The 21,149-nt window shown below is 67.1% G+C and carries 22 protein-coding genes; 14 read left to right on the top strand and 8 right to left on the bottom strand.

Going from position 1 to position 21,149, the window contains the following annotated elements; all coding sequences use genetic code 11:
- Positions 1-9 precede the first annotated feature (9 nt).
- The 7 genes from KHP16_RS22465 to KHP16_RS22435 form a co-directional block, all read right to left on the bottom strand.
- On the bottom strand, positions 10-1,554 hold the full coding sequence (locus KHP16_RS22465) for a class I adenylate-forming enzyme family protein (protein ID WP_211961155.1): 1,545 nt from the start codon (positions 1,552-1,554) through the stop codon (positions 10-12).
- A 17-nt stretch (positions 1,555-1,571) separates the two neighbouring features.
- Positions 1,572-1,991, bottom strand: coding sequence for a PaaI family thioesterase (locus KHP16_RS22460; RefSeq protein WP_211961154.1), 420 nt, complete (start codon positions 1,989-1,991; stop codon positions 1,572-1,574).
- A gap of 91 nt (positions 1,992-2,082) precedes the next feature.
- Positions 2,083-3,087, bottom strand: coding sequence for a zinc-binding dehydrogenase (locus KHP16_RS22455; RefSeq protein ID WP_211961183.1), 1,005 nt, complete (start codon positions 3,085-3,087; stop codon positions 2,083-2,085).
- Between the two features lie 62 nt (positions 3,088-3,149).
- Positions 3,150-4,142 carry an ABC transporter substrate-binding protein gene (locus tag KHP16_RS22450; protein WP_109585057.1) on the bottom strand — a complete coding sequence of 331 codons (993 nt, stop codon included), beginning with the start codon at positions 4,140-4,142 and terminating at the stop codon, positions 3,150-3,152.
- Positions 4,143-4,147: 5 nt separating this feature from the next.
- Positions 4,148-5,011: an ABC transporter permease gene (locus KHP16_RS22445; protein ID WP_109584983.1), complete on the bottom strand. Its 864-nt coding sequence runs from the start codon at positions 5,009-5,011 to the stop codon at positions 4,148-4,150.
- 13 nt (positions 5,012-5,024) lie between these two features.
- The gene (locus KHP16_RS22440; protein ID WP_211961153.1) at positions 5,025-5,792 is read right to left on the bottom strand and encodes an ABC transporter ATP-binding protein; all 768 of its coding nucleotides are present in this window, start codon (positions 5,790-5,792) and stop codon (positions 5,025-5,027) included.
- Positions 5,789-6,538, bottom strand: coding sequence for a GntR family transcriptional regulator (locus KHP16_RS22435; RefSeq protein WP_109584985.1), 750 nt, complete (start codon positions 6,536-6,538; stop codon positions 5,789-5,791). The genes KHP16_RS22440 and KHP16_RS22435 overlap by 4 nt, the downstream gene beginning before the upstream one ends.
- A 511-nt stretch (positions 6,539-7,049) precedes the next feature.
- Here KHP16_RS22435 and KHP16_RS22430 point away from each other — a divergent pair.
- Complete coding sequence (locus KHP16_RS22430; protein ID WP_211961152.1) at positions 7,050-7,496, top strand: MarR family winged helix-turn-helix transcriptional regulator; 447 nt, start codon at positions 7,050-7,052, stop codon at positions 7,494-7,496.
- Positions 7,497-7,616: 120 nt separating this feature from the next.
- Positions 7,617-8,615: an alpha/beta fold hydrolase gene (locus KHP16_RS22425; RefSeq protein ID WP_109584987.1), complete on the top strand. Its 999-nt coding sequence runs from the start codon at positions 7,617-7,619 to the stop codon at positions 8,613-8,615.
- A 9-nt stretch (positions 8,616-8,624) separates the two neighbouring features.
- Here the strand turns inward: KHP16_RS22425 and KHP16_RS22420 are convergent, their stop codons facing one another.
- Positions 8,625-9,200: a GNAT family N-acetyltransferase gene (locus KHP16_RS22420; protein WP_109584988.1), complete on the bottom strand. Its 576-nt coding sequence runs from the start codon at positions 9,198-9,200 to the stop codon at positions 8,625-8,627.
- Between the two features lie 100 nt (positions 9,201-9,300).
- Between KHP16_RS22420 and KHP16_RS22415 the strand changes: the two genes are divergently transcribed.
- The 12 genes from KHP16_RS22415 to KHP16_RS22360 all read left to right on the top strand — a co-directional run bounded on the left by KHP16_RS22415 (position 9,301) and on the right by KHP16_RS22360 (position 21,140).
- Positions 9,301-10,185, top strand: coding sequence for a LysR family transcriptional regulator (locus KHP16_RS22415; protein ID WP_211961151.1), 885 nt, complete (start codon positions 9,301-9,303; stop codon positions 10,183-10,185).
- Between the two features lie 171 nt (positions 10,186-10,356).
- Positions 10,357-11,613, top strand: a complete 1,257-nt coding sequence (locus tag KHP16_RS22410; RefSeq protein ID WP_211961150.1) for an MFS transporter — start codon at positions 10,357-10,359, stop codon at positions 11,611-11,613.
- 86 nt (positions 11,614-11,699) lie between these two features.
- On the top strand, positions 11,700-12,650 hold the full coding sequence (locus KHP16_RS22405) for an AraC family transcriptional regulator (protein ID WP_109584991.1): 951 nt from the start codon (positions 11,700-11,702) through the stop codon (positions 12,648-12,650).
- A 210-nt stretch (positions 12,651-12,860) separates the two neighbouring features.
- Positions 12,861-13,421 carry a carboxymuconolactone decarboxylase family protein gene (locus KHP16_RS22400; protein WP_121492262.1) on the top strand — a complete coding sequence of 187 codons (561 nt, stop codon included), beginning with the start codon at positions 12,861-12,863 and terminating at the stop codon, positions 13,419-13,421.
- Positions 13,422-13,434: 13 nt separating this feature from the next.
- Positions 13,435-14,508: an acyl-CoA dehydrogenase family protein gene (locus tag KHP16_RS22395; protein ID WP_121492263.1), complete on the top strand. Its 1,074-nt coding sequence runs from the start codon at positions 13,435-13,437 to the stop codon at positions 14,506-14,508.
- Between the two features lie 5 nt (positions 14,509-14,513).
- Positions 14,514-15,416 (top strand): ABC transporter ATP-binding protein, encoded by a 903-nt coding sequence (locus tag KHP16_RS22390; protein WP_121492435.1) that lies wholly within the window; start codon positions 14,514-14,516, stop codon positions 15,414-15,416.
- On the top strand, positions 15,388-16,578 hold the full coding sequence (locus KHP16_RS22385; protein ID WP_121492264.1) for an ABC transporter substrate-binding protein: 1,191 nt from the start codon (positions 15,388-15,390) through the stop codon (positions 16,576-16,578). The genes KHP16_RS22390 and KHP16_RS22385 overlap by 29 nt, the downstream gene beginning before the upstream one ends.
- A gap of 24 nt (positions 16,579-16,602) precedes the next feature.
- Positions 16,603-17,376: an ABC transporter permease gene (locus KHP16_RS22380; RefSeq protein WP_109584995.1), complete on the top strand. Its 774-nt coding sequence runs from the start codon at positions 16,603-16,605 to the stop codon at positions 17,374-17,376.
- A gap of 90 nt (positions 17,377-17,466) precedes the next feature.
- The gene (locus KHP16_RS22375; protein ID WP_211961149.1) at positions 17,467-18,537 is read left to right on the top strand and encodes an ABC transporter substrate-binding protein; all 1,071 of its coding nucleotides are present in this window, start codon (positions 17,467-17,469) and stop codon (positions 18,535-18,537) included.
- Entirely contained in the window at positions 18,534-19,421 is an 888-nt protein-coding gene (locus KHP16_RS22370; protein ID WP_211961148.1) for an ABC transporter ATP-binding protein, read from the top strand. Before KHP16_RS22375 ends, KHP16_RS22370 begins: the two co-directional genes overlap by 4 nt.
- Positions 19,418-20,269: an ABC transporter permease gene (locus KHP16_RS22365; protein WP_109584998.1), complete on the top strand. Its 852-nt coding sequence runs from the start codon at positions 19,418-19,420 to the stop codon at positions 20,267-20,269. Before KHP16_RS22370 ends, KHP16_RS22365 begins: the two co-directional genes overlap by 4 nt.
- Positions 20,262-21,140 (top strand): type 2 periplasmic-binding domain-containing protein, encoded by an 879-nt coding sequence (locus KHP16_RS22360; RefSeq protein ID WP_211961147.1) that lies wholly within the window; start codon positions 20,262-20,264, stop codon positions 21,138-21,140. The genes KHP16_RS22365 and KHP16_RS22360 overlap by 8 nt, the downstream gene beginning before the upstream one ends.
- The last annotated feature ends 9 nt before the right edge of the window (positions 21,141-21,149 follow it).

Genomic DNA, 21,149 nt, shown 5'->3' with positions numbered 1-21,149 from the left:
CTCCTGCGATTAATGATGGGCGGGCTCGGCGAGGCGTTGCAACGCGTCCTCGGTCAATGCGCGCCGGTCGATCTTCTGCGTGGCCGCGAGCGGCAGCGCTTCCACGAACCAGATGCGCCGTGGATGCTCATAGGCGGCCAACTGGGTGAGCGAGAACGCCTTGAGCTCGTCCTCGCTCGGTACGGCATGGCCCGGGCGCGGCACGACAAACGCCACGGGCTTGGTGCCCTTGATGTCGTCGGGCACCGGCACCACGCTGGCCTGTTGCACGGCCGGATGCCGCTCCAGCGCTTTCTCGATTTCGCCGGGATAGAGGTTCTCGCCCCCGCTGACGAACATGTCGTCGCGCCGGCCAACGAACGTGTAGAAGCCGTTGGCATCGCGCCGGAAGACATCGCCGGTCACGTAGTAACCATCGGGCGTGAAGGGCGACAGTTCGGGCCGCTGGTGATACCCGAGCATGAGCCCTGGGCTCTTGAGTTCGAGCACGCCCTCATCGGCCTCGTTGCCATGCGCGTCGATCAGCCGCATCCGCACGGCCGGATGTGCGGCGCCAACAGACTGCGTGGGAGTCGGCAGGCCGTCCGGATGCGGGCCGAAGACGACTGGCCCGCCCTCCGTGGTGCCGAACGCGTTGATCACGTACGCGTTGGGCAACAGCTTGTGGATCTGCTCGAGCAGGCTGGGGCTGACGGGCGCCGAGCCCATGCGCACCACGCGCACGCTGCCGAGGTCGGTCTGCGCGAGCAGCTCGCGTTCGCGCAGCATCATGGCGATCATCGGCGGCACCGCGGTGAGCCACGTGCAGCGGTAGCGGCCGATCGCGCGGATATACGCGGCGGCCTGGAACTGCGGCAGCAGCACGGCCGGCGCATGGCTCGCGAGCGTCAGCAGGATCAGCGCGAGCGCGTTCATGTGGTACAGCGGCGCGGCGATGAGCACGCGCTCGTCGGCGAGCGGCGTGGCCGCCTGCCGCGTGCGCACGACCCAGCGATGGCTCGCATGGCTCAGCAGCACGCCCTTCGGGCGTCCGGTGGAGCCGGATGTGTAGAGGATCAGGGCCAGGTCGCGCTCGCCCGGCTCGAAGGCCTCGAACGGGGCCGCGTCCGGCGCCGGGACGGGCAGCGCCGCGAACTCGGCCGAGCCAAACACGAGGCGAGGCAACGCGGGGGGCACCTGCGCCGCGCGCGCCTCATCGCACAGCACGAGGCGCGCGCCGCTGTCGGCGAGGATGTAGTCGACGGTGGCGGGCGGCATCTTGAAGTTGACGGGCACCGCCACGAGGCCCGCGCGCATGATGCCCAGCAGGGAGACGACGTAGTCCACCGAATTCGCGCCGAGCAGGGCGACGCGCTGGCCCGGCGCCAGCCCGCGCGCGAGCAGGCCGCGCGCGAGGGCGTCGGCTCGCGTGTCGATGTCGCCGAAGCTGTGTTCGGTCGCGTGGCCGTCCAGATCGAGGCCGACGATCGCGACCTCGTCCCGATCCGCTTGCCGATCGATCAGCCGGCCGAGATTGCCGCTGCCGGATGGGCTGAAACTCGAGCGCGCGTCCATGTTCGCCCCGTTCTCGCTCAGGCAGCCGGCGTCGAATAGACGCCGCGGCCGCTGGCCACGAGCCGTCCTTCGGCGTCGAACACGCTGGCTTCCGCGACGGACACCTGGCGGCCGGTCTTGATGACCTTGCCAACGACCTTGAGGTCGCCGCGCGCGGCGCGGTGGTAGTCCACGCGCAGGTCGATCGTCGGCACGCCCTTGCCGGTGTGCGAGACGAGCGCCCAATCGGCGCCGAGGTCCACCAGCGCCGCAAGAATCCCGCCGTGGATGTAGCCGCCCTCGACGTTGACAACCCATTCGTCGCGGAACTTCGCGGTGATCGTGATTTCGCCGTCGGCGACGTTGTGGACTTCGAGGCCCAGCCATTGGTGATAGGGGCCGCGCAGCAGGCGTGCCTGCACGTCGGCGGCGGTCGGGAGGGTAGTGTTTTCGGACATGATATGGGGGATGAAATCAGTGGGGCATGGAGCGTGACGCCCATACGGACTGGATGCTCAGGAGAGCATGACGCTCAGGAGAACATGACGCTCAGGGCGTGACAATCACCTTGCCGAGCACGGCGCGATCGCGAATCAGCGCGAGGCCTTCGGCGGCGCCGGTCAGCGGTACCACGCTGTCGATCACCGGATCCAGCTTGCCCTCGGCCACCAGCGCGAGCAGCGCCTTGAGGTTGTCGTCATAGAAGCTGTTGGAGCCCTTGATGTTCAGCTCGAAGCTCCACACGTAACGCAGATCTTCCTTGGGATCGTGGCCCGCGGTGGCGCCGCACACGAGCAGCGTGCCGCCGCGCTTCAGGCTCTTGATCGACGGCAGCCACGTGTCGCCGCCGGTGAAGTTCACCACCACGTCGACGCCGCCGTCGAACGTGCGGCGTTGCGGCTTGCCGTACTTCTCGATGACCCACTTGCCGAAGTCGACTTCGCGGTAGTTCACCACGTGATCGGCGCCGATCGCCTTGAGCTTCTCGCCCTTCTCGTCGCTGCCCGCGGCGGCGATAACTTCCGCGCCGAGCATCTTGGCCAGCAGCACCGTGGCCGTGCCCACGCCGCCGCTCGCGCCTAGCACGAGCACCTTGTCGCCGGCCTTCACCGTATTGTGGGTGATCAGCATGCGGTGCGCGGTGCCGTAGGCCACCGGCAGCGCGGCGGCCTGCTCGAAGGTCACGTTGTCGGGCAGTGCGATCAACTGCCGGGCATCGACGCGCGCGTACTCGGCCATGCCGCCATCGACCATTTCGCCCATCAGGCCGACGCCCGGCTTGAGCGGGTTGACCAGCACGCGGTCGCCAATCTTCCAGCCGGACACGCCTTCACCGATCTCGGTGACCGTGCCGGCGAGGTCGAGGCCGATCACGACGGGCAGCGGTACCTTGATGCCGGGCATGCCCTGCACCGTGAACACGTCGTGATAGTTGAACGAGGAAGCGCCGACGCGGATCACGACATGACCTTCGCCTGCCGCGGGGACGGGCTTGTCGCTGACGACGCGGAGTTGATCGAGGGTACCGTGCGCATCGAGAACGAGCGCCTGCATGGTTTGGCTCACGGGATATTCCTTGCTGGGGGATGGAAAAAGGGGACTCGTGACAAGCCCGTTTACTTCAGTGTCTTGGATTGCTCGTACGGACCGCGCGCGAACAGGTCGTCCTTGAGGTCGCCCTTCACCAGGCCGGACTCGACGAACACGGCATGCTGGCGGCGCAGCGTTTCGATGTCGGCCGGCTCGAACGCCACGCGGTTCATGTCGTTCCAGTGGCTCACGTAGACCTTCGCGTCGTCGGCGGGCAGATTGGCCTTCTTCTGGAGGATCTGCACGACCTCGTCGCGGTTGGCGTTGCCCCACGCGAGCGTGTCGCGCAGCGCGGCAATCACGCGGGCCACGACCTCCGGCTGCTTGTCGATGAGTTCCGTGCGGGCGGCGCCCACGCCGATATAGGGCACGGCATCGGACTTCGTGAGCTTCTTCCACTCGTCGGCGAACGTGCTCAGCTTGCGTACGGGCAGTTCGCTGCCCAGCTGCGCCACGGTCACGGAACGCAGCGCGGCCGCGTCGACCTGCTTCTGGACGAGGAACTGCGCGAGGCGCGACTCGTTGCCGCCGATCAGCGAAAACTCGCTGCTCTTGATCTGGTAGTTGCCGGCGAGCACGGCGCCCGCGATGACGGCCACCGAGGAGCCGGCCGGCGACATGCCGATCTTCTTGCCCTTGAACTCGGCGATGGACTGGATGGGCGAGTCCTTCGGCACGACGAACTGCACGTCGGCAGGCTGCGTCGCCGCGAAGATGCGGATCGGCACGCCCGAGGCCGCGGTGCCGAACACGCCGGCGACCGGCGCGCCGAACGCGAGGTCGATGGAGCCGGCCGCGAGCGCGCGCAGCGGCGCGTTGACGTCGGGGAAGTGCACGAACTCGGCCTTGATGCCGCGCTTGGCGAGGAAGTCCCTGGCCTCCAGCACCGAGCCGTAGCCCAGGCTCACGCCGCTGGTCCAGTAGCCGATCTTCACGGTGTCGGCGGCACTCGCCGCGCCCGACAGCAGCGACAGCGTCGCAAAGGCGGCGGAGAAAGCCGCGGAGAGTAGCTTGCGCATGATGGTCATCCTTGTACTTGGAACTGAGAGGAGGTGTTGGTTGCCGACGCGCCGGACACGTCAGAACCGCTCGATGCACGGGACGCACCCGATGCCCCGGCAGGCGTCTTCCAGCGGAACAGCCAGCGTTCGGCGGGCTTGAGCACGCCGCCTTCGAGGAGCAGCATCAGTCCGACCAGCAGCACGGTCCACGCAAAGACCTGGTCGGTCTGCACGAGATCCGCCGCCTGTCGCAGCCGGTAGCCGATGCCGCTCGAGGAGCCGATGGTCTCGGCAACGAGCGAGACGCGCCAGCCGAAGCCGAACGCGAGGCGCGCGCCGGCGAAGAAGTGCGGCAGGATCGTAGGGCCATAGATCTTGCGCAGAATCTGCAGCCGCGACATGCGGAAGCTGCGCGCGAGGTCCACGTATTGCGCATCGACGGTCTTCGCGCCTTCCCACACGTTGGTGAGGATCAGCGGCATCGCCGTCATGAACACGACGAAGATGGTCGTGGCGTCGGAGATGCCGAACCAGATGATCGCGAAGATTGCCCAGATGGCCGATGACACCGTGTTGAACACGGTCAGGATCGGCTCGAAGAAGCGCGCCAGCACGCGGCTGCCGCCAAGCGCGAGGCCGAGGCCGGTGCCGACAACCGTGGCGATCAGGAAGCCGGTCAGCACGCGGCGGCACGTGGCGCCCACGTCGGCCGTGAACGTGTCGCTGTGCCACAGCGCGACGAGCGCGTTGCCGACCTTGGCGGGACCAGGCAGCACGAACGACGGCACGTGCGAGGCACCCCACCACCACAGTGCGAGAACGGCGCCCACCAGCAGCAGGCGTTGCGCGACCAGCTGGAGCGCGTGGCTCCGGAGGACGGATGACATGATGGTGGGCTCCTTACGCGGCGGCCCGCAGTACGCGGACCTGTTCGGCCACGACCGGCGCCGTGGGGACGCGCGGCCGCGCGAGGGTAGCGAGGTCGACGACGTCGGCGACGCGGCCCGGGCGGGCGGCGAGACGAATCACGCGGTCGGCGAGCACCACGGCCTCTTCCATGTCGTGTGTGACAAAGACCACGGTCATCCGCTTGCTGGCGACCCCTTCGGCCTGGATGCGCAGCAGTTCTTCGTGCATCTGGCTGCGCGTAGTCGGATCGAGCTTGGAGAACGGTTCGTCCATCAGCAGGACGTCGGGCTGCACGGCGAGGCTGCGCGCGAGCGCCACGCGGCTGCGCATGCCGCCCGAGAGTTCATGCGGCCATGCATCGGCGCGGCCCTCCAGGCCGACGAGCGCGAGCATCTCGTCCGCGATGCGGTCGCGCTCGGCGCGCGGCGTCTGTGTGGCCTCCAGGCCGAACGCGACGTTGTCGCGCACGGTGCGCCACGGCAGCAGCCGGTCTTCCTGGAACATGTACGCGATGCGGCGCCAGTCCCGGAACTGCGCGGAAGGCACGCCGGCCACGCGCAGCTGGCCCGCATCGGGCGCGACGAGACCGGACAGGATATTCAGCAACGTGCTCTTGCCGCAGCCGGACGGGCCGACGAGCGCGAGCACTTCCCCCGCGTTGACGGTCAGGTCGATGTTGTCGAGGATGGTGGTCGTGCCGAAACGCTTTGTAAGACCCGTGGCGGTCAGTATGGGCGGGTTCAATGCGGGCGCGCTCATTGCACACCTCCGCGCACACCCCCGGCCACGACGAGCGGGAGGTACGTGCCGGCCTGCGAGAGGCTCGCGTACACCTTCTCCATCGTCTGCGTGCGGAACGTTTCGATGTGGCGGCGCGCGATCGTTTCCGCCGCGCGCTCGTCCCGATCCTCGAACGCCTTGATCATCGAGTTGTGGTCATGCCGGATCTCGGGCTTCACGCGCTGCACGTTGAACCCGAGCGCGACCAGCCGCGACATCTCGTCCATCAGGCCCGACAGCGTGCGGAGCAGCCGCTCGTTCCCGGTGGCCTCGGCGATGGCGAGGTGGAAGGCCTTGTTCGCATCCATGAAGACGTCGATGCGATGCGGCAGGGGGCCGATGTGTTCGACGCGGCAGGCCGCCTCCAGTCGATGCAGCAACTGCGTATCGACACGGTTCACCGCGAGCCGCGCGGCCATCGGTTCGAGCTGCACACGCAGCGCAAACACTTCCTCGACGTCCTTCAGCGTGATGGGCGCGACCTGATAGCCCTTGCGTGGCCGCGCGAACACGAGCCGCTCGTGCGCGAGCCGTGTCAGCGCGATGCGGCAGCTGTTCTTGCCGAAGCCATACGTCGCCATCAGTTCGCCCTCGGTCACCATGGACCCGGGGACAAGACGGCACGTCAGGATGTCGCGACGAATCGCGGTATAGGCGGCAAGGCCAAGACTACCGCCATCGGCGTCGGTCTCGGCGGCTTGCGCGCGGATTTGTGGTTCGCTCATGGGTTCATTGACTCCTGTGAGCCGCTCACAGCGTCATGCAGTGACTCTCAAACAGAGAGGCAAAGCTTAAGACGATGAGCGCTGCGACCAAACGAAGCGTTTCGCAGAAGCACATGTAATGCCTGATCGCTGTGGGCTGCTCACCGTTGCGGCGTGACCGGATGAGTTGTCTGCATCGGAGGAGGACGCATCGCTGGCGATAGGGCCATATTCCTTGCGGTTGCAGGGGGTAGCGTTCCCCTGCATCGGGAGGGCAAATGTCTTCTCGGTGAGCGGGTCAGTGGTTTGCCGCGGGCCCCGCCGCGATGCGCGCGGCGTGCACCAGTGCCGGGAGAGCGGCGCACGATATGGTGCTGGGCTGCTCACCGATGTCATGGACCGTGCATGGGCAACGCGTGGCACCGGGTGGCACCGGGTCGACAACTACCGGGCGAGGCCAAAAAATATCGCTTGACACTGTATCGCGTGCGATATAAATTTCCGTCATGCGCAGTGACACATGGAGAACACGATGAAGCGGCCCGAATCGAATGCCCTGGCGCTCGACGCGCAGCTGTGCTTCGCCGTGTATTCCACGGCGCTGAGCTTCAACAAGGTGTATCGCAAGCTGTTGCGCGAGCTCGACGTGACCTATCCGCAGTACCTGGTGTTGCTGGTGTTGTGGGAGAAGGAAGGCGTCAATGTCTCCGAGATCTGCGAGCGCCTCGCGCTGGAGACCACCACGCTGACACCGCTGCTCAAGCGGCTGGAGGCGCAGGGTCTGGTCAGGCGGACACGATCGACGGCCGACGAGCGGCAGGTCATCGTGACGCTGACGAAGCAGGGCGAGGCGCTGCGCGCGAAGGCCGCGGGCATTCCGGCATGCGTGGCGGAAGCCACGGGCCTGAGCGCCGCGGACATCCGCGACATGCGGACCCGGATGATGAGCCTGCGCGGCAGCCTCGCCGATTACGCCTGAAACCAGTCAGGCAACATGTAACACACGTGTCCGGCATGGCCCCATCGCCATCAGGACATTTTTTTGAAGCAAATATATCGTACGCGATATAAACACGAGCGATATTAATCGGAGCCCATCATGTCCAAGAAGAACGAAACCGTCGAAACCGTCGCTGTGCCCGCACGCCGTTCCCTGCTGCTCGGCAGCGCCGTGGGTGCGGCCGGCGCGTTGCTGGCTACCCATGCCGCGGTCGCCGGCGCGGCCGGCCAGCCCGGCGTGAAGACGCCCGCGGCCAGCACGAATGGCGGCAGCGGCAGCTTCATCACCACCAGGGATGGCGTGCAGCTGTACTACAAGGACTGGGGTACGGGTCAGCCTGTCGTGTTCAGCCACGGCTGGCCGCTGTCGTCGGACAGCTGGGAATCGCAGATGCTGCACGTGGCCAACAACGGCTTCCGCGCGGTAGCGCACGACCGCCGAGGCCACGGCCGTTCGAGCCAGCCGTGGCACGGCAACGACATGGACCACTATGCGGACGACCTCGCGACGGTGATCGAGACGCTGGATCTGAAGAACGTGATCCTGGTCGGCTTTTCGACGGGGGGCGGTGAAGTGGCACGCTATATCGGCCGTCACGGGACGTCGCGCGTCGCCAAGGTGGTGCTGGTGTCGGCCGTACCGCCGCTCATGCTGAAGACGCCGGCGAACCCGGGCGGCCTGCCAATCGAGGTATTTGACGGCCTGCGCAACGCACAGCTGGCTAACCGTTCACAGTTCTATCGCGATATCCCATCGGGCCCGTTCTATAACTTCAACCGTCCAGGCGCGAAGGTCTCGCAGGGCCTGATCGACTGGTGGTGGGCGCAGGGCATGCAGGGCGGCCACAAGAACACGTACGACTCGATCAAGGCCTTCTCGGAAACCGACTTTACCGAAGACCTCAAGAAGATCGACCGTCCCACGCTGGTGATCCACGGCGATGACGACCAGGTGGTGCCCATCGACGCCGCGGGCCGCGCTTCGAACAAGCTCGTCAAGAACTCGAAGCTGATCGTCTATCCCGGTGCGCCGCACGGCCTGACCGACACGCACAAGGAACGCTTCAACAACGACCTGCTGACGTTCATCAAGAGCTAAGCCGGCCCCTCATGGCAGCGACCGCGCGCCGTCTCCAAGCGGTCGCTGCATGAGCACGGTATCGACCCAGCCGCCGAACTTGAAGCCGACGTTGGCGAGCGTGCCGACATACTCGAAGCCGTGCCGCGCGTGCAACGCGCGCGAGCCCGCATTGCCGCTGTTGCCGATGACGGCGATCATCTGCCGCCACGGACCCTGTTCGCAGCGCGCGATCAGCGCGGCCATCAAGGCACTGCCGATGCCGCGCCCCGCGAGCCCGTCCGCAACGTATACCGAATCTTCCACCGTGAACCGGTACGCCGCGCGCGGCCGGTACGGCGTGGCATAGGCATAGCCGACCACGCGCCCATCGAGTTCCGCCGTCAGGTAGGGCAGGCCGTGGCCGAGCACGCCCGCGCGGCGTGAGCGCATGTCCTCCACGGTGGGGGGCACTTCCTCGAAGCTCGAGATGCCGTGCAGCACGTGATGCGCGTAGATCGCCTGAATGGCGGCCATGTCGGCGTCGGTGGCATCGCGGATGTGTACGCCATGGGCTTGGGGGGCGGCTTGTGAGGCGGGCCTGAGAGAGGATATGGGCGTGGACATGATGGCAAGGCGAGGAAGCGTTTGCCGCATCTTGCCTCAATCGTTACCATAAAAGAAGCTTCATGCCGTAATGCAGTGCATAAGCAATTCTTTGGTATCGATGACGCCTCGTAAAACCACGCTCAGCCTCCATTACCTCCGTACCTTCGTCACGGTCGTCGAACACGGCAGCTTCTCGGCGGCGGCACAGCGGCTCGACCTGACGCAGCCCGCGGTAAGCCAGCAGATCCGCCAGCTCGAGCGCACGCTCGGTACGCCGCTGCTCGAGCGCGTGGGCCGGCAGGTGCGCGCGACCGCCGCGGGGGCCGAACTGCTGGCCCATGCGGCAACGATCGATTCGGCGGTGGGGGCGGCCGTCGAGGCGGTGACGCGGCGGAGCGGGGTGGCGGCGGGGCCCGTGCGCATCGGCACCGGCGCGACGGCGTGCATCTTCCTGCTGCCGCCCGTGCTCAAGGACCTGCGCCAGCGGCACCCGGACCTGGAGATCGCCGTGACGGTGGGCAACACGGCCGAGATGGTGAAAGCCGTCGAGGACAACCTGCTCGACATCGCGCTCGTGACGCTGCCGGTGACAGGCCGCAGCCTGCATGTCACCGCGGTCATGAAAGACGAGTTCGTGCTGATAGCGCCGGCGGGTATGGCGCTGCCCGCGCGTATCACGGCCGCCGCGCTCGCCACGCGGCCGGTGCTGCTGTTCGAGGGCGGCAACACGCGGCGCATCGCCGATACGTGGATTGCGCGCGGCGGGGCGAGCATTCGGCCCGTGATGTCGCTCGGCAGCGTGGAAGCCATCAAGGCCCTTGTGGCGGCAGGGTTGGGATGCGCGATCCTGCCGGGAATGGCGGTCCGGCAGCCGGCGGCCGATGTGGTGGTGCGGCCGCTGTCGCCGCGCCTGCATCGCGGGCTCGCCGTGGTGATTCGCCGCGACAAGCGCCTGCACGCGGGACTGGCGGAGGTGTATCGGGCGCTGAAGCTCGTGCGTTGATGGGCAGCCGTTGACGGGCCTGCGGGCAGCCTTCGCCGTTTTCATGGACAATACGGGCTTCCCGAAAGGGAATATGACGATAGAGGCCGGCACGCAGTCCCGACGGATGCAGTCCGCGGCACGCGCTTCACGTCACGGAGACGTTATCGCGATCTCTCTCTCCTCGCCCTCATGGTAGTTACCCAAGACAGCACCCACGACAGCACCAACGCGAATGAAAGCGCTAATGAAAGCGCTAATGAAAGCGCCCAGATCGACCGCAAGACTTCCCGCAAGGCCCTGCTCGCCCTTGGCGTGGGCGGCTTCGCCATCGGCACCGGCGAATTCGTCATCATGGGCCTGCTGCCCGATGCCGCCCGTGATCTGTCGATTTCCATTCCCGAAGCAGGGCATCTGATCAGCGCGTACGCCCTTGGCGTGGTTGTCGGCGCGCCGCTGCTGGCGGTGCTTGGCGCGCGCTGGCCGCGGCGCAATCTGCTGCTCGCGCTGATGACCGTCTTCGCGATCGGCAACTTTGCGAGCGCCGTGGTGCCCAGTTATGGCTCGATGCTCATCGCGCGTCTGCTCACGGGCTTCCCGCATGGCACGTATTTCGGCGTGGCGGCCCTCGTCGCCGCCAGCCTCGTGCCGCGCCATGCGCGGGCGCAGGCCGTTGGCCTCGTCATGCTCGGCCTGACCACGGCCACGCTGATCGGCGTGCCGATCGCGGCCGCCATCGGCCAATGGCTGGGCTGGCGTTCGGCCTTCGCGCTCGTCGGCGCGATCGGTGTGCTCACGGTGCTGCTGGTCTGGCGCTGGGTCCCGTTCGTCGCTGGCGATCGGCTCGCGAGCCCGTTGCGCGAACTGTCGGCACTGGCGCGCAAGCAGGTCTGGCTGACTCTTGGCATTGGCGCCATCGGTTTCGGCGGCATGTTCGCGGTGTTCAGCTATATCAAGCCGACGATGATCGAAGTCGCGCACATGTCGGTGGAGAGCATTCCGTTCGTGCTCGCGCTGTTCGGCGTCGGCATGGTAGGCGGCAACCTGGTCGGCTCGCGGCTCGCCGACAAGGCGCTGATGCCAACGATCGGCGGCCTGCTGGCGTGGTCGGCGCTCGTGCTCGGGCTGTTCGTCTACACGGCGCCGCATGCGTGGCTGGCATCGGCCAACGTGCTGCTGATCGGCACGATCGTCGCGATCGGACCGGCACTGCAGATCCGCCTGATGGACGTGGCCGGCGAGGCCCAGACGCTGGCCGCAGCGCTCAATCATTCCGCGTTCAACATGGCCAACGCGCTCGGCGCATGGCTCGGCGGCGTGACGATCAGCGCGGGTTTCGGCTGGACGTCGACGGGCTGGGTCGGCCTCGTGCTGGCGATCGGCGGCCTGCTGGTGTACGCGGTATCGGCGTCGAGCCACTCGCGATCGATGGCGATGGCGGCCCGCTGAACTTTCGCTCCACCACGCGATTTCCGCATATCGACATGACGGATTGATCGTTCGCGTCGGCGCGCGCGTCGGATAGGCTGGGAAGCATGCCGCCGTCCGACCGCACCGATCGCATCATTCATTGGGTATTGAACAGTCTCGAGCTCGAGACCACGCTGTTCCACATGGGTCAGTATTGCGGCAGCTGGCGCGCGTCCGTCGCGGGTCGCGCGCGAGCCGGGTATCACCTTGTGCTGCATGGCGAGTGCTGGCTGCATGTGCCCGACCGCGAGCCGCCGTTGCGGCTCTCTCCCGGTGACGCGGTGTTCTTCCTGCGCGACGTGCCCCATCACCTGGGACCGTTCGAACAGGCCGAGGCATGCGTGCCCGAAGCCACCATGCAGCCGCTGGACCGCGCGCAGGCCGGGTCTACGGGCCTCGCCTGCGGCTTCTTCGATTTCCGTCCCGGTCTTGCGGAGGCGCTGCTGGCGCCGTTTCCCGATTACCTCGTGCTGCGTGCCGGCGACCCGTCGGTGCAGGGCACGCGCGCGCTGTTCGACCTGATCGTCGCCGAAGCGGAGTCGGGCAGGGGGCAAGCCGGTGCCGAGCCGTCCCCGCTGATCGCGCGGCTCGTGGAGCTGCTGTTCTTCTACGTGGTGCGCGAGCTTGCCGCGCGCGAGGACGTCGCACGCGGCCTCTGGCCGATGCTGCGCAGCGCGGAGTTCTCGTCGCTCGTGCTGGAGCTGATCCGTCATCCCGAGCAGCGCTGGTCCGTGGAGACCATGGCCGAACGTGTGCACATGTCGCGCGCGACGTTCTGCAAGCGCTTTGCCGCGGTGTGCGGCGAGACGCCTGCCGCGTTCCTGCTGCTGCTGCGCATGAAGATCGCCGCGCGGCTGCTCGACGACCGCCGCAGCGTGGCGCAGGTGGCCGAGCGTGTGGGCTATGCGTCGGAGGCCGCGTTCGCCAAGGCATTCCGCAAGACGACGGGCGCATGGCCCGGCGCGTGGCGGCGCCGTGCGGGTGTCGAGGAAGCGTCGTTCGCCCAGGCCGCCTGAACGGCGCCATCCCTACATCGTCCATACAAGAGCGCTGCAATCGGCGGCGAATTTTCAGGCAAAACGTTAGACCGCGCGTTAGACCACGCGTTAGACCACGCGTTAGACCACGCGTTAGACGAATCAGCACGAAAGCCATACGTTCGCACATGGCGCGCATCGCGATGATCGACCACACTCAGGTCATGTTCAATCGCTGATGGATACGCCATGAGTCGCCTCCCCCTGCAGACTTTGGAATCGGCCCCCGAAGCCAGCCGTCCGTTCGTCGAACGCGCGATCGCCAACAACGGCTACCTGCCGAACCTGATCGCCGCGCTGTCCAACGCGCCCGTGGCGCTGGAAACCTACCTCACCGTCTCCGGCATCAATGCGCGCAGCTCGCTGACGCTGGCCGAACGCGAAGCGGTGCAGATCACCGCCGCGGCGACGCATGGCTGCGGATTCTGCGTCGCCGGCCACACCGCCGTCGCCCTGAAAAAGGCAAACCTGCCGCAGGAGCAAGTCGACGCGCTACGCGGGCAGGCGCCGGTGGACGACGTACGTTTGAACGCTGTGGCAGACTTCACCCGCGCAGTCATTCGCGACCGTGGCGCGGTGCCCGATGCCGACCTGCAAGCCTTCCGGCAAGCGGGTTACAACGACCAGCAGGCGCTGGAAGTGGTGCTCGGCGTGAGCCTTGCCACGCTGTGCAACTTCGGCAACAACCTCGCGCAGTCGCCGCTGAACAGCCAGCTCGAGCCGTATCGCTGGACGCCGCCCAACGCCTGACAGAACTCTTGCCATGACGCTTTCCCCGGAACTCGCAAGCTGGCTCGACACCCACGCGGATGCGCTCGACAGCGGCATCCATGCGCCGCCTGACCTGCTCGGCACGCTCGCGCGGGCCGGCCTGTTCCGCGTCGGCGTGCCGGTCGCACAGGGCGGCACGGGGGGCACGACCACGGACGCGGTGCTCGCCATCGCCGCCACGGCCGCGCATTCGCAGACCGCCGGCTTCGTGTTCTGGGCACAGCGCGTCTTTATCGAGTACCTGCTGCAATCGCCCAACGACGCGCTCTCCGCGCGCTGGCTCCCCGCGTTGCTCGACGGCACGTTCGCGGGCGCGACGGGGTTATCCAACGCCATGAAGTACCTCGGTGGCATCGAGTCGCTGCAGACGCAGCTGCAACCCGCGCCCGGCGGCTGGACGGCCAATGGCGTGGTGCCGTGGGCCACGAACCTGATCCCCGGAAACTTCGCCGTCGCGGTGGCCGCAGACGATGCCGGTACGGGGCGCCCCGGCGTCTATGCCATCCCGCACGATGCGCCGGGCGTGAGCCGCAGCGAGGACCTTGACCTCGTCGGACTCCGCGGCAGCAGCACCGCATCGCTGCGCTTCACCGACGCCACGCTCGCGCGCGATTTCCTGCTGCATGACGATGCGCACGATTATCTGCCGCGCGTACGTCCCGCTTTCCTCGGCATGCAGTGCGGCATGTCGATCGGCCTTGCGCGGCGCTGCATCGCTGGGGCGCGCGAACGCACCGGCGCCGGGCGGTCGGTCCTGGCCGACGAACTCGACGCGCTCGCCGCGACGCTTGACGAGCAGGCGCGTCTGCTGGGCGAAGGCATCGAAGCCGGGACGTTCGTGCAGGCTCCGCGCGAGTTGTTCTCGCTGCGAATCGGTCTCGTCGACACGGCCGCTGCCGCGGCGCAGCTCGAAGTGCAGGCGCGCGGCGGCGCGGGCTACATGAACGGCCGCGATGGCGGACTGGCACGCCGCTGGCGCGAAGCCTCGTTCCTGCCGATCGTCACACCGAGCCTCGTGCAGCTGCGCACCGCGCTCGCGGAGGCCAGCCAGCGGAAAGCCGCATGAGCGGGATGTACGGGACGCCGCCGGAGGCGGCAGCGACCGACACCGCGCGGCAGCCCTTGTTGCGGACGAATGGTGTGTCGCTGGCCTATGCCGGCCGTCATGTGTTCGCGGGCATCGACCTCACGCTGCATGCGGGCGAGATCGTATCGATCGTGGGCCCGAGCGGCGCCGGCAAATCGAGCCTGCTGCGCATCCTCGCCGGATTGCAGGCCGCTTCGTCGGGTAACGTCACCATGGGCAATGTCACCATGGGCGAGACCGCGCTGACCGGCCCGCATCCCGATATCGCGGTGGCGTTTCAGGACGCTTGCCTGTTGCCGTGGCTGTCCGTCGAGCACAACGTCGCCTTCGGCCTGGACTTCAAACGCCAGCCCGCCACCACGCGCGGGGAGCGGCACGACCGTGTCGCGCGCATGCTGGAAGCGGTGGGACTCACGCACGCCCGTCATCTCTTTCCGGCGCAGATCTCCGGCGGCATGGCGCAGCGTGTCGCGCTTGCCCGTTGCATGGCCCGCCAGCCCCGCGTGCTGCTGCTCGACGAACCGTTCGGCGCGCTCGACGAGATCACGCGCGCGGACATGCAGACGCTGCTGCGCGACATCGTGCGCGTCCATCGCCCCGCCACGCTGCTGATCACGCATGACCTCGACGAGGCGTTGCTGCTGTCGGATCGCGTGGTGCTGCTGGGCGGCCATGCAGGCGAGCCCGCGCGCATCGCGCAGACCTGGCACATCGCGCTTCCGCAGCCGCGTGAAGCGCAGGTCGAGGCCATGGGTGCGCTACGCGTGGAGCTCGTGCGTGGGCTGCGCGAACTCGTGCGGACCGGTGGCCCCCGCGCGGCGTCACCACCGTCTTCCATCCATCCAGACGAGGGAAATCATGTGCCAGGTACCAATGTCCCGGCGTGAGTGGCTGAAGCTGTCGGCGCTGTTCACGGCCGGCGGCGCGCTGCCGCTGCTCCATACACTGAACGCGCGCGCGGCGGCCGAGCCCGACGCGCCGGTGCGCATCGGCTATCTGCCGATCACCGATGCCACGCCGCTGCTGGTGGCGCACAACAACGGTTACTTCGACCAGGAAGGCGTGCGCGCGGACAAGCCCACGCTGTTGCGCAGCTGGGCGCAACTCGTCGAAGCCTTCATCTCGGGGCAGGTCAATGTCGTGCATCTGTTGTCGCCGATGACGGTGTGGGCGCGCTTCGGCAGCCAGGTGCCGGCGAAAGTCGTCGCGTGGAATCACGTGGGCGGCTCGGGCCTCACCGTGGCGCCGCAGGTCAATTCCCTGCGCGACCTCGGCGGCAAGACGGTGGCGATTCCGTTCTGGTATTCGATTCACAACGTCGTGCTTCAGACGATGCTCAAGCAGGACGGGCTCACGCCGGTCTCGCGCAAGACGGGCACGATTGCCGCCAACGAGGTCAACCTGACCGTGATGGCCCCCTCGGACATGCCGCCGGCATTAGCCTCGCGGCAGATCGAGGGCTATATCGTCGCGGAGCCGTTCAATGCCGCTGCGGAGACGCTCAAGATCGGCAAGATCCTGCGGTTCACGGGCGATGTATGGCGCAACCACGCGTGCTGCGTCGTGTTCATGCATCAGAACGATCTCGACAAGCGGCCCGAGTGGTCGCAGAAGGTCGTCAACGCGATTGTCAAGGCGCAGCGCTGGACGCAGGACAATCGCGCGGAGGCGGCGTCGCTGTTGTCGAAGGAAGGGGCCAACCGCTATACGCCGCATTCGCTCGAAGCGCTGCGCAAGGTGCTCGCGCCCGATCCCTCGGACCATGGACGCTATCTGGCCAGCGGTGCGATCAAGCATGCGAACTGGAACGAGAAGCGCATCGACTTCCAACCCTATCCGTATCCGAGCTACACGGAAGAACTCGTTCGACGCCTCAAGGGCACGATCATCGAGGGCAACAGCGCGTTCCTCGCCTCGCTCGACCCGCAGCGGGCGGCGCGCGAACTCGTCGACGACCGCTTCGTCCGCAAGAGCATCGAGTCGGTGGGTGGACTGAAATCCTTCGGCATCACCGAGTCGTTCACGCGGCAGGAGGAGATCGCCGTATGAAGACGCTGGTATGAGGAGGTCCCTATGACGGCGGCCACGCTGCGCCCCGGCTGGTGGGCGAGGACGGCGCACGCGCGGCTGGGGCTCGGCGGGCTCGCCGCGCTCGTGCTCGCGTGGTGGCTGGCGACGCGCGGCGCCGATGGACTGGCCGCGCGCTTCGCGCCGATCCCGACGTTCGATGCCGCGTGGCAGCTGCTGCATCAGCCCGACTTTCTGCTGCATATCTGGGTAAGCCTGCGTCGGGTGCTGATCGGCCTTGCCCTCGCGCTTGCGGCGGGTGTGCCGCTGGGGCTGTTGATCGGCGCCGCGCGGCATGCGGATGCGGCGCTGTCGCCCGCATTCCAGTTCCTGCGCATGATCTCGCCGCTGTCGTGGATGCCGCTCGTGGTCATGGTGCTGGGCGTTGGCGACAACCCGGTGCTGTTCCTCGTCGCGTTCGCGGGTGTGTGGCCGATCCTGCTGGCGACGGCAGCGGGTGTGCGGCAACTCGATGCGCGCTGGCTGATGCTGGCGCGCAGTCTCGCCGCCACGCGTGCGGAGACGCTGTGGCGCGTGATCCTGCCCGGCGTGCTGGGGAACGTGCTGACCGGGCTCCGGCTGGCGATCGGCATCGTATGGATCGTCCTGGTGCCCGCGGAGATGCTCGGTGTGAACGCCGGCCTCGGCTACTTCATCCTCGATACGCGCGACCGGCTTGCTTACTCCGAGCTACTGGCCACGGTGCTCGTGATCGGCGCTCTCGGATTCCTGCTCGATAGCGCGGCACGGCGGTTGCACGCGTGGTGGGTGCCGGGCTAGTTGACGACATATCGATAGACGAAACCGTTCGTTGTGCGGCAAATGGCCGCACGTGATACTGAATGCTGCCCATCATCCAGGATCACGCCGATGTCCGAAGCCCGTTCCACGCCGCCCGCCCGCCGCGTTGCCCTCCGACAACTCGCATCGCTCGCGCTCGCCGGCTCCGCCGGTTCGCTCCTCGCCGCATGCTCGCGCGAGGGCGGTGACAACAAGGCCGCGGCCGCAAAGACGCCGGAAGCGCCGGCCGTGATCGGCAAGGCGGGCGAGAAAGTCGAGTTCCGTTATCCGGACAACCCGACGTTCGACCTTGTCTATCTGGCCGACCAGCTCGGCTATTTCGAGGGCACGAACACGCGGCCCAGGTACATCGGCAAGGTTGCCGCGCCGCAGATCATTCCGCTTACCGGCACGGGCGAGATCGATTTCGGTTCGCGCATGGTGCCGCTCGTCATCTCCGCCGTGGCCAGCGGCTCGGACATCAAGGTGGTTGCCGCCGGCAACAAGACGCTGCAGGATGCGCCGCACATGAAGTACTTCGTGCGAAAGGACTCCGGCATTCGCGCGCCGAAGGACCTCGAAGGCAAGACCATCGGCATCAACAGCTTCGGCGCATGCGCGGAGTTCGTGACCAAGACGTTCCTGCGACAGAAGGGCGTCGATGTCACCAAGATCAACTTCGTCGTGATTCCCGACGATCAGGCCGAGCAGACGCTCGCCACGGGCAACACGGACCTGGCGATCATCCATGCGCCGTTCTCGGGGCGCGCCGATCATGCGGACAAGCTCGTGCGGCTGTGGAGCGACTTCGATCTCGACGGCGGGCTCGGCGGCATGCAGCCGTACAGCGCGCATGGCAAGTTCATCCGCGAACATCCGGAGTCCGTGAAGGACGTCGTGACCGCGCTGGCCAAGGCGGCCAACTGGGTCAATGCGCATCCCGAAGATGCGCGCCAGCTCGTGTCCAAGCGCATCAACCTGCAGCTCGAGTTCGTCGATCGCTATGCGTATGTCGACAACCTCGTGGTGACCGAGCCGCCGATCCAGTATTACATCGACGTGCTGGAAGCCGAGGGGAAGCTCGCGAAGGGCAAGGTCGCGGCGAAGGACATCTATACCAACGCGTTCAATCCGTACGCGCAGGCAGCGGCCAAGGCATGACCGATCTCAGCCATCACAAGATCGTTGCGCGCGATGTGCGCATGGACTATGCCGTACGCAACGATGCGGGGCGCACGGAGGCGCTCACCGTGCTGCGCGATTTCGATCTCGACATTCGGGAGGGCGAGTTCATTTCGATTCTCGGTCCTTCGGGCTGCGGCAAGTCGACGTTTCTGAGCATCCTTGCCGGGCTGACCGACCGTACAGGTGGATCGATCAGCGTCGATGGCCAGCCCTTGCGCGGCATCCATCCCGCGCAGGGCGTGGTCTTCCAGGGCTATGCCCTGTTCCCGTGGCGCACGGTGCTGGCCAATATCGAAGTCGGTCTCGAGATTCGCGGTGTGGCGCGGGCCGAGCGCCGGCGCATCGCGTCGGAGTACCTCGACCTCGTCGGGCTGACCGGTTTCGGCGAGCGTTTCCCGCACGAGATCTCGGGTGGCATGAAGCAGCGCGTGGCGATTGCGCGTTCGCTCGCCTACAAGCCCGAAGTGCTGCTGATGGATGAACCGTTTGCCGCGCTGGACGCGCAGACGCGCGAGATCCTGCAGGGCGAGTTGTTGCGCATCTGGGAGCAGACGCGCAAGACCATCGTGTTCATCACGCATAGCCTCGACGAGGCGATCTTCCTGTCGGATCGTATTGCCGTGATGACGCGGCGTCCCGGGACGATCAAGGCGATCATTGACGTGCCGTTGCCTCGGCCGCGTGCGGCGGAGGTGCGTAACTCCGAGGCGTTCGTGCGGTTGCGGCAGCAGGTGTGGGACATCCTCAAGGACGAGGTGCAGCTGGGCAGTCCGGCCAGCGTGCCGCGGCCGCTTGGGGCTACCGCCAATCCGGCCGAGCGCGGCAATGCGGCGCCGGCGCTTGCCAAGGTGTCATCATGAGTTCCGTCATCGAGCCCGCGGCGCGGCCTGCGCCAGCGTCGCGTACTGCTGTGTCAACGGTGTCGCTCAAGCCCGCGCGTTCCGCGCTCGGCGATCGCGCGCTTGGTATCGTCGGGATCATCGGCTTTCTGCTGCTGTGGGAGCTCGTGCCGCGCCTCGGCATCGTCAGCGAGGCCTACCTGAGTCCGCCGTCGCAGATTATCGTCACCATCTGGCAGCTGATCGGTAGCGGCGAGCTATGGAAGCATCTCGCCGCGAGTCTGCAGCGTTCGCTGTGGGGCTTGCTGACGGCCATTGGCCTTGGCGTGACGCTCGGCCTGCTGATGGGCTGGTTCAAGCGCTTCGAGGCGATCGTCGATCCGATCCTCCAGCTGTTTCGACAGACTTCAGCGTTTGCTTTGTTCCCCGTATTTATCCTGTTCCTGGGCATTGGGGAATTGTCGAAGGTAGCGATCATATTCTGGGCATCGTTCTGGCCTGTGCTGCTGAGCACGATCAGCGGGGTTCGGCAGGTGGACCGTTTGCTCATCGACTCCGCGCGCTCGATGGGGGCATCGCAGCTGTTCGTATTCACGAAGGTCGTGCTGCCTGCGGCGTCGCCTTCCATCTTTACGGGCATTCGGCTCGCCGGCACGTATTGCATCACGGCCCTCGTCGCCGCCGAAATGATCGGCGCGCATTCGGGGCTCGGCTTCCTGACGCTGAACTCGCAGGAGGTGTTCCAGATTCCGACGATGTACGCGGGCATTCTGCTGCTGGCGTTGCTTGGGCTGGCGCTGAACTATGTGCTGGCGCTGATCGAGCGCCGGCTTACCCGATGGCGCAGGGGGCTGACGCTCAATGGCTGAGACATCGGTTGCGTGGCCCCGTGGGGGCGAGGCTTCGGCATCCGACCCGCTGCGCCGCGCGCGGGCGCGCACGCGTCGCGTGGCGGTGGCCGCGGCCATCGCGATTGCGCTGGCAGCCGCGGTGGCATTGCTGTGGCACGGCGCGCGGGCGCCGTCGGGTCCGTTGCTCGACGCCATCCGTGCAAAGGGCGAGCTCGTGGTCAGCGTGCGTGCGTACGCCCGGCCCGCGCCCCCGGGTCAGCCATCGCCGCCCGAGCCCGATGCCTTCGACGTGGCGGCCGCGCGCTTCCTCGCGGATCGTCTCCAGGTGAGCCTGCGCATCGTCACGGGACAACAGGGCAGCACAGCCGATCTCGATCTGGCCGGCGCCCGGGCGGTACGGGACAACAGCGTCGCCACACCCTATACCGGCGGCACAGGCGCGCTCGTCGTACTGCGGGGCAGCGCCTACACGTCGTCCCGCGACCTCGCGCGGCGCGAGGTTTGCGTGCCGCAAGGCAGCCCTTACGTCTCGACGCTCTCCCAACGCACGAACGCCGTGCCGCGCATCTATCCATCGGCCATCCGCGCGGTGGCGGGTTTCATGGCCGGCGAATGCCAGGCGCTCGCCGACGACGAGGTCGTGATCGCGCGACTGCTGAGCCTTCCCGAATGGCGTTTCTACCGCCGCCTCGGCGACAAGCTCCCGGCGGACGACACCCACCCCGAAGTCACCATGCGGCTCGAGGACCGCGCCTCCGCGGCGTGGCTCGACCGCGCCGTCCGCGACTGGCGCAACGACGGCGCGCTGACCCACGCCCGCGACCGTCGCGCGGGGGACATCGCGTTCGAGGTCACGCAATTGCAGGACGGGTTGGTCTGCCACTCGTAGACACGCCGC

It is taken from the genome of Cupriavidus plantarum (assembly GCF_905397285.1).
GTDB classification, from domain to species: domain Bacteria; phylum Pseudomonadota; class Gammaproteobacteria; order Burkholderiales; family Burkholderiaceae; genus Cupriavidus; species Cupriavidus plantarum.
Note: the sequence above shows the minus strand (reverse complement) of the source record. Positions and strands in the feature narration are given on the sequence as shown.

Coding starts and splice junctions, on each gene's coding strand:
- KHP16_RS22465 (WP_211961155.1), bottom strand. CDS start 1,554: ATGGACGCGCGCTCGAGTTTCAGCCCATCCGGCAGCGGCAATCTCGGC.
- KHP16_RS22460 (WP_211961154.1), bottom strand. CDS start 1,991: ATGTCCGAAAACACTACCCTCCCGACCGCCGCCGACGTGCAGGCACGC.
- KHP16_RS22455 (WP_211961183.1), bottom strand. CDS start 3,087: ATGCAGGCGCTCGTTCTCGATGCGCACGGTACCCTCGATCAACTCCGC.
- KHP16_RS22450 (WP_109585057.1), bottom strand. CDS start 4,142: ATGCGCAAGCTACTCTCCGCGGCTTTCTCCGCCGCCTTTGCGACGCTG.
- KHP16_RS22445 (WP_109584983.1), bottom strand. CDS start 5,011: ATGTCATCCGTCCTCCGGAGCCACGCGCTCCAGCTGGTCGCGCAACGC.
- KHP16_RS22440 (WP_211961153.1), bottom strand. CDS start 5,792: ATGAGCGCGCCCGCATTGAACCCGCCCATACTGACCGCCACGGGTCTT.
- KHP16_RS22435 (WP_109584985.1), bottom strand. CDS start 6,538: ATGAGCGAACCACAAATCCGCGCGCAAGCCGCCGAGACCGACGCCGAT.
- KHP16_RS22430 (WP_211961152.1), top strand. CDS start 7,050: ATGAAGCGGCCCGAATCGAATGCCCTGGCGCTCGACGCGCAGCTGTGC.
- KHP16_RS22425 (WP_109584987.1), top strand. CDS start 7,617: ATGTCCAAGAAGAACGAAACCGTCGAAACCGTCGCTGTGCCCGCACGC.
- KHP16_RS22420 (WP_109584988.1), bottom strand. CDS start 9,200: ATGTCCACGCCCATATCCTCTCTCAGGCCCGCCTCACAAGCCGCCCCC.
- KHP16_RS22415 (WP_211961151.1), top strand. CDS start 9,301: ATGACGCCTCGTAAAACCACGCTCAGCCTCCATTACCTCCGTACCTTC.
- KHP16_RS22410 (WP_211961150.1), top strand. CDS start 10,357: ATGGTAGTTACCCAAGACAGCACCCACGACAGCACCAACGCGAATGAA.
- KHP16_RS22405 (WP_109584991.1), top strand. CDS start 11,700: ATGCCGCCGTCCGACCGCACCGATCGCATCATTCATTGGGTATTGAAC.
- KHP16_RS22400 (WP_121492262.1), top strand. CDS start 12,861: ATGAGTCGCCTCCCCCTGCAGACTTTGGAATCGGCCCCCGAAGCCAGC.
- KHP16_RS22395 (WP_121492263.1), top strand. CDS start 13,435: ATGACGCTTTCCCCGGAACTCGCAAGCTGGCTCGACACCCACGCGGAT.
- KHP16_RS22390 (WP_121492435.1), top strand. CDS start 14,514: ATGTACGGGACGCCGCCGGAGGCGGCAGCGACCGACACCGCGCGGCAG.
- KHP16_RS22385 (WP_121492264.1), top strand. CDS start 15,388: ATGTGCCAGGTACCAATGTCCCGGCGTGAGTGGCTGAAGCTGTCGGCG.
- KHP16_RS22380 (WP_109584995.1), top strand. CDS start 16,603: ATGACGGCGGCCACGCTGCGCCCCGGCTGGTGGGCGAGGACGGCGCAC.
- KHP16_RS22375 (WP_211961149.1), top strand. CDS start 17,467: ATGTCCGAAGCCCGTTCCACGCCGCCCGCCCGCCGCGTTGCCCTCCGA.
- KHP16_RS22370 (WP_211961148.1), top strand. CDS start 18,534: ATGACCGATCTCAGCCATCACAAGATCGTTGCGCGCGATGTGCGCATG.
- KHP16_RS22365 (WP_109584998.1), top strand. CDS start 19,418: ATGAGTTCCGTCATCGAGCCCGCGGCGCGGCCTGCGCCAGCGTCGCGT.
- KHP16_RS22360 (WP_211961147.1), top strand. CDS start 20,262: ATGGCTGAGACATCGGTTGCGTGGCCCCGTGGGGGCGAGGCTTCGGCA.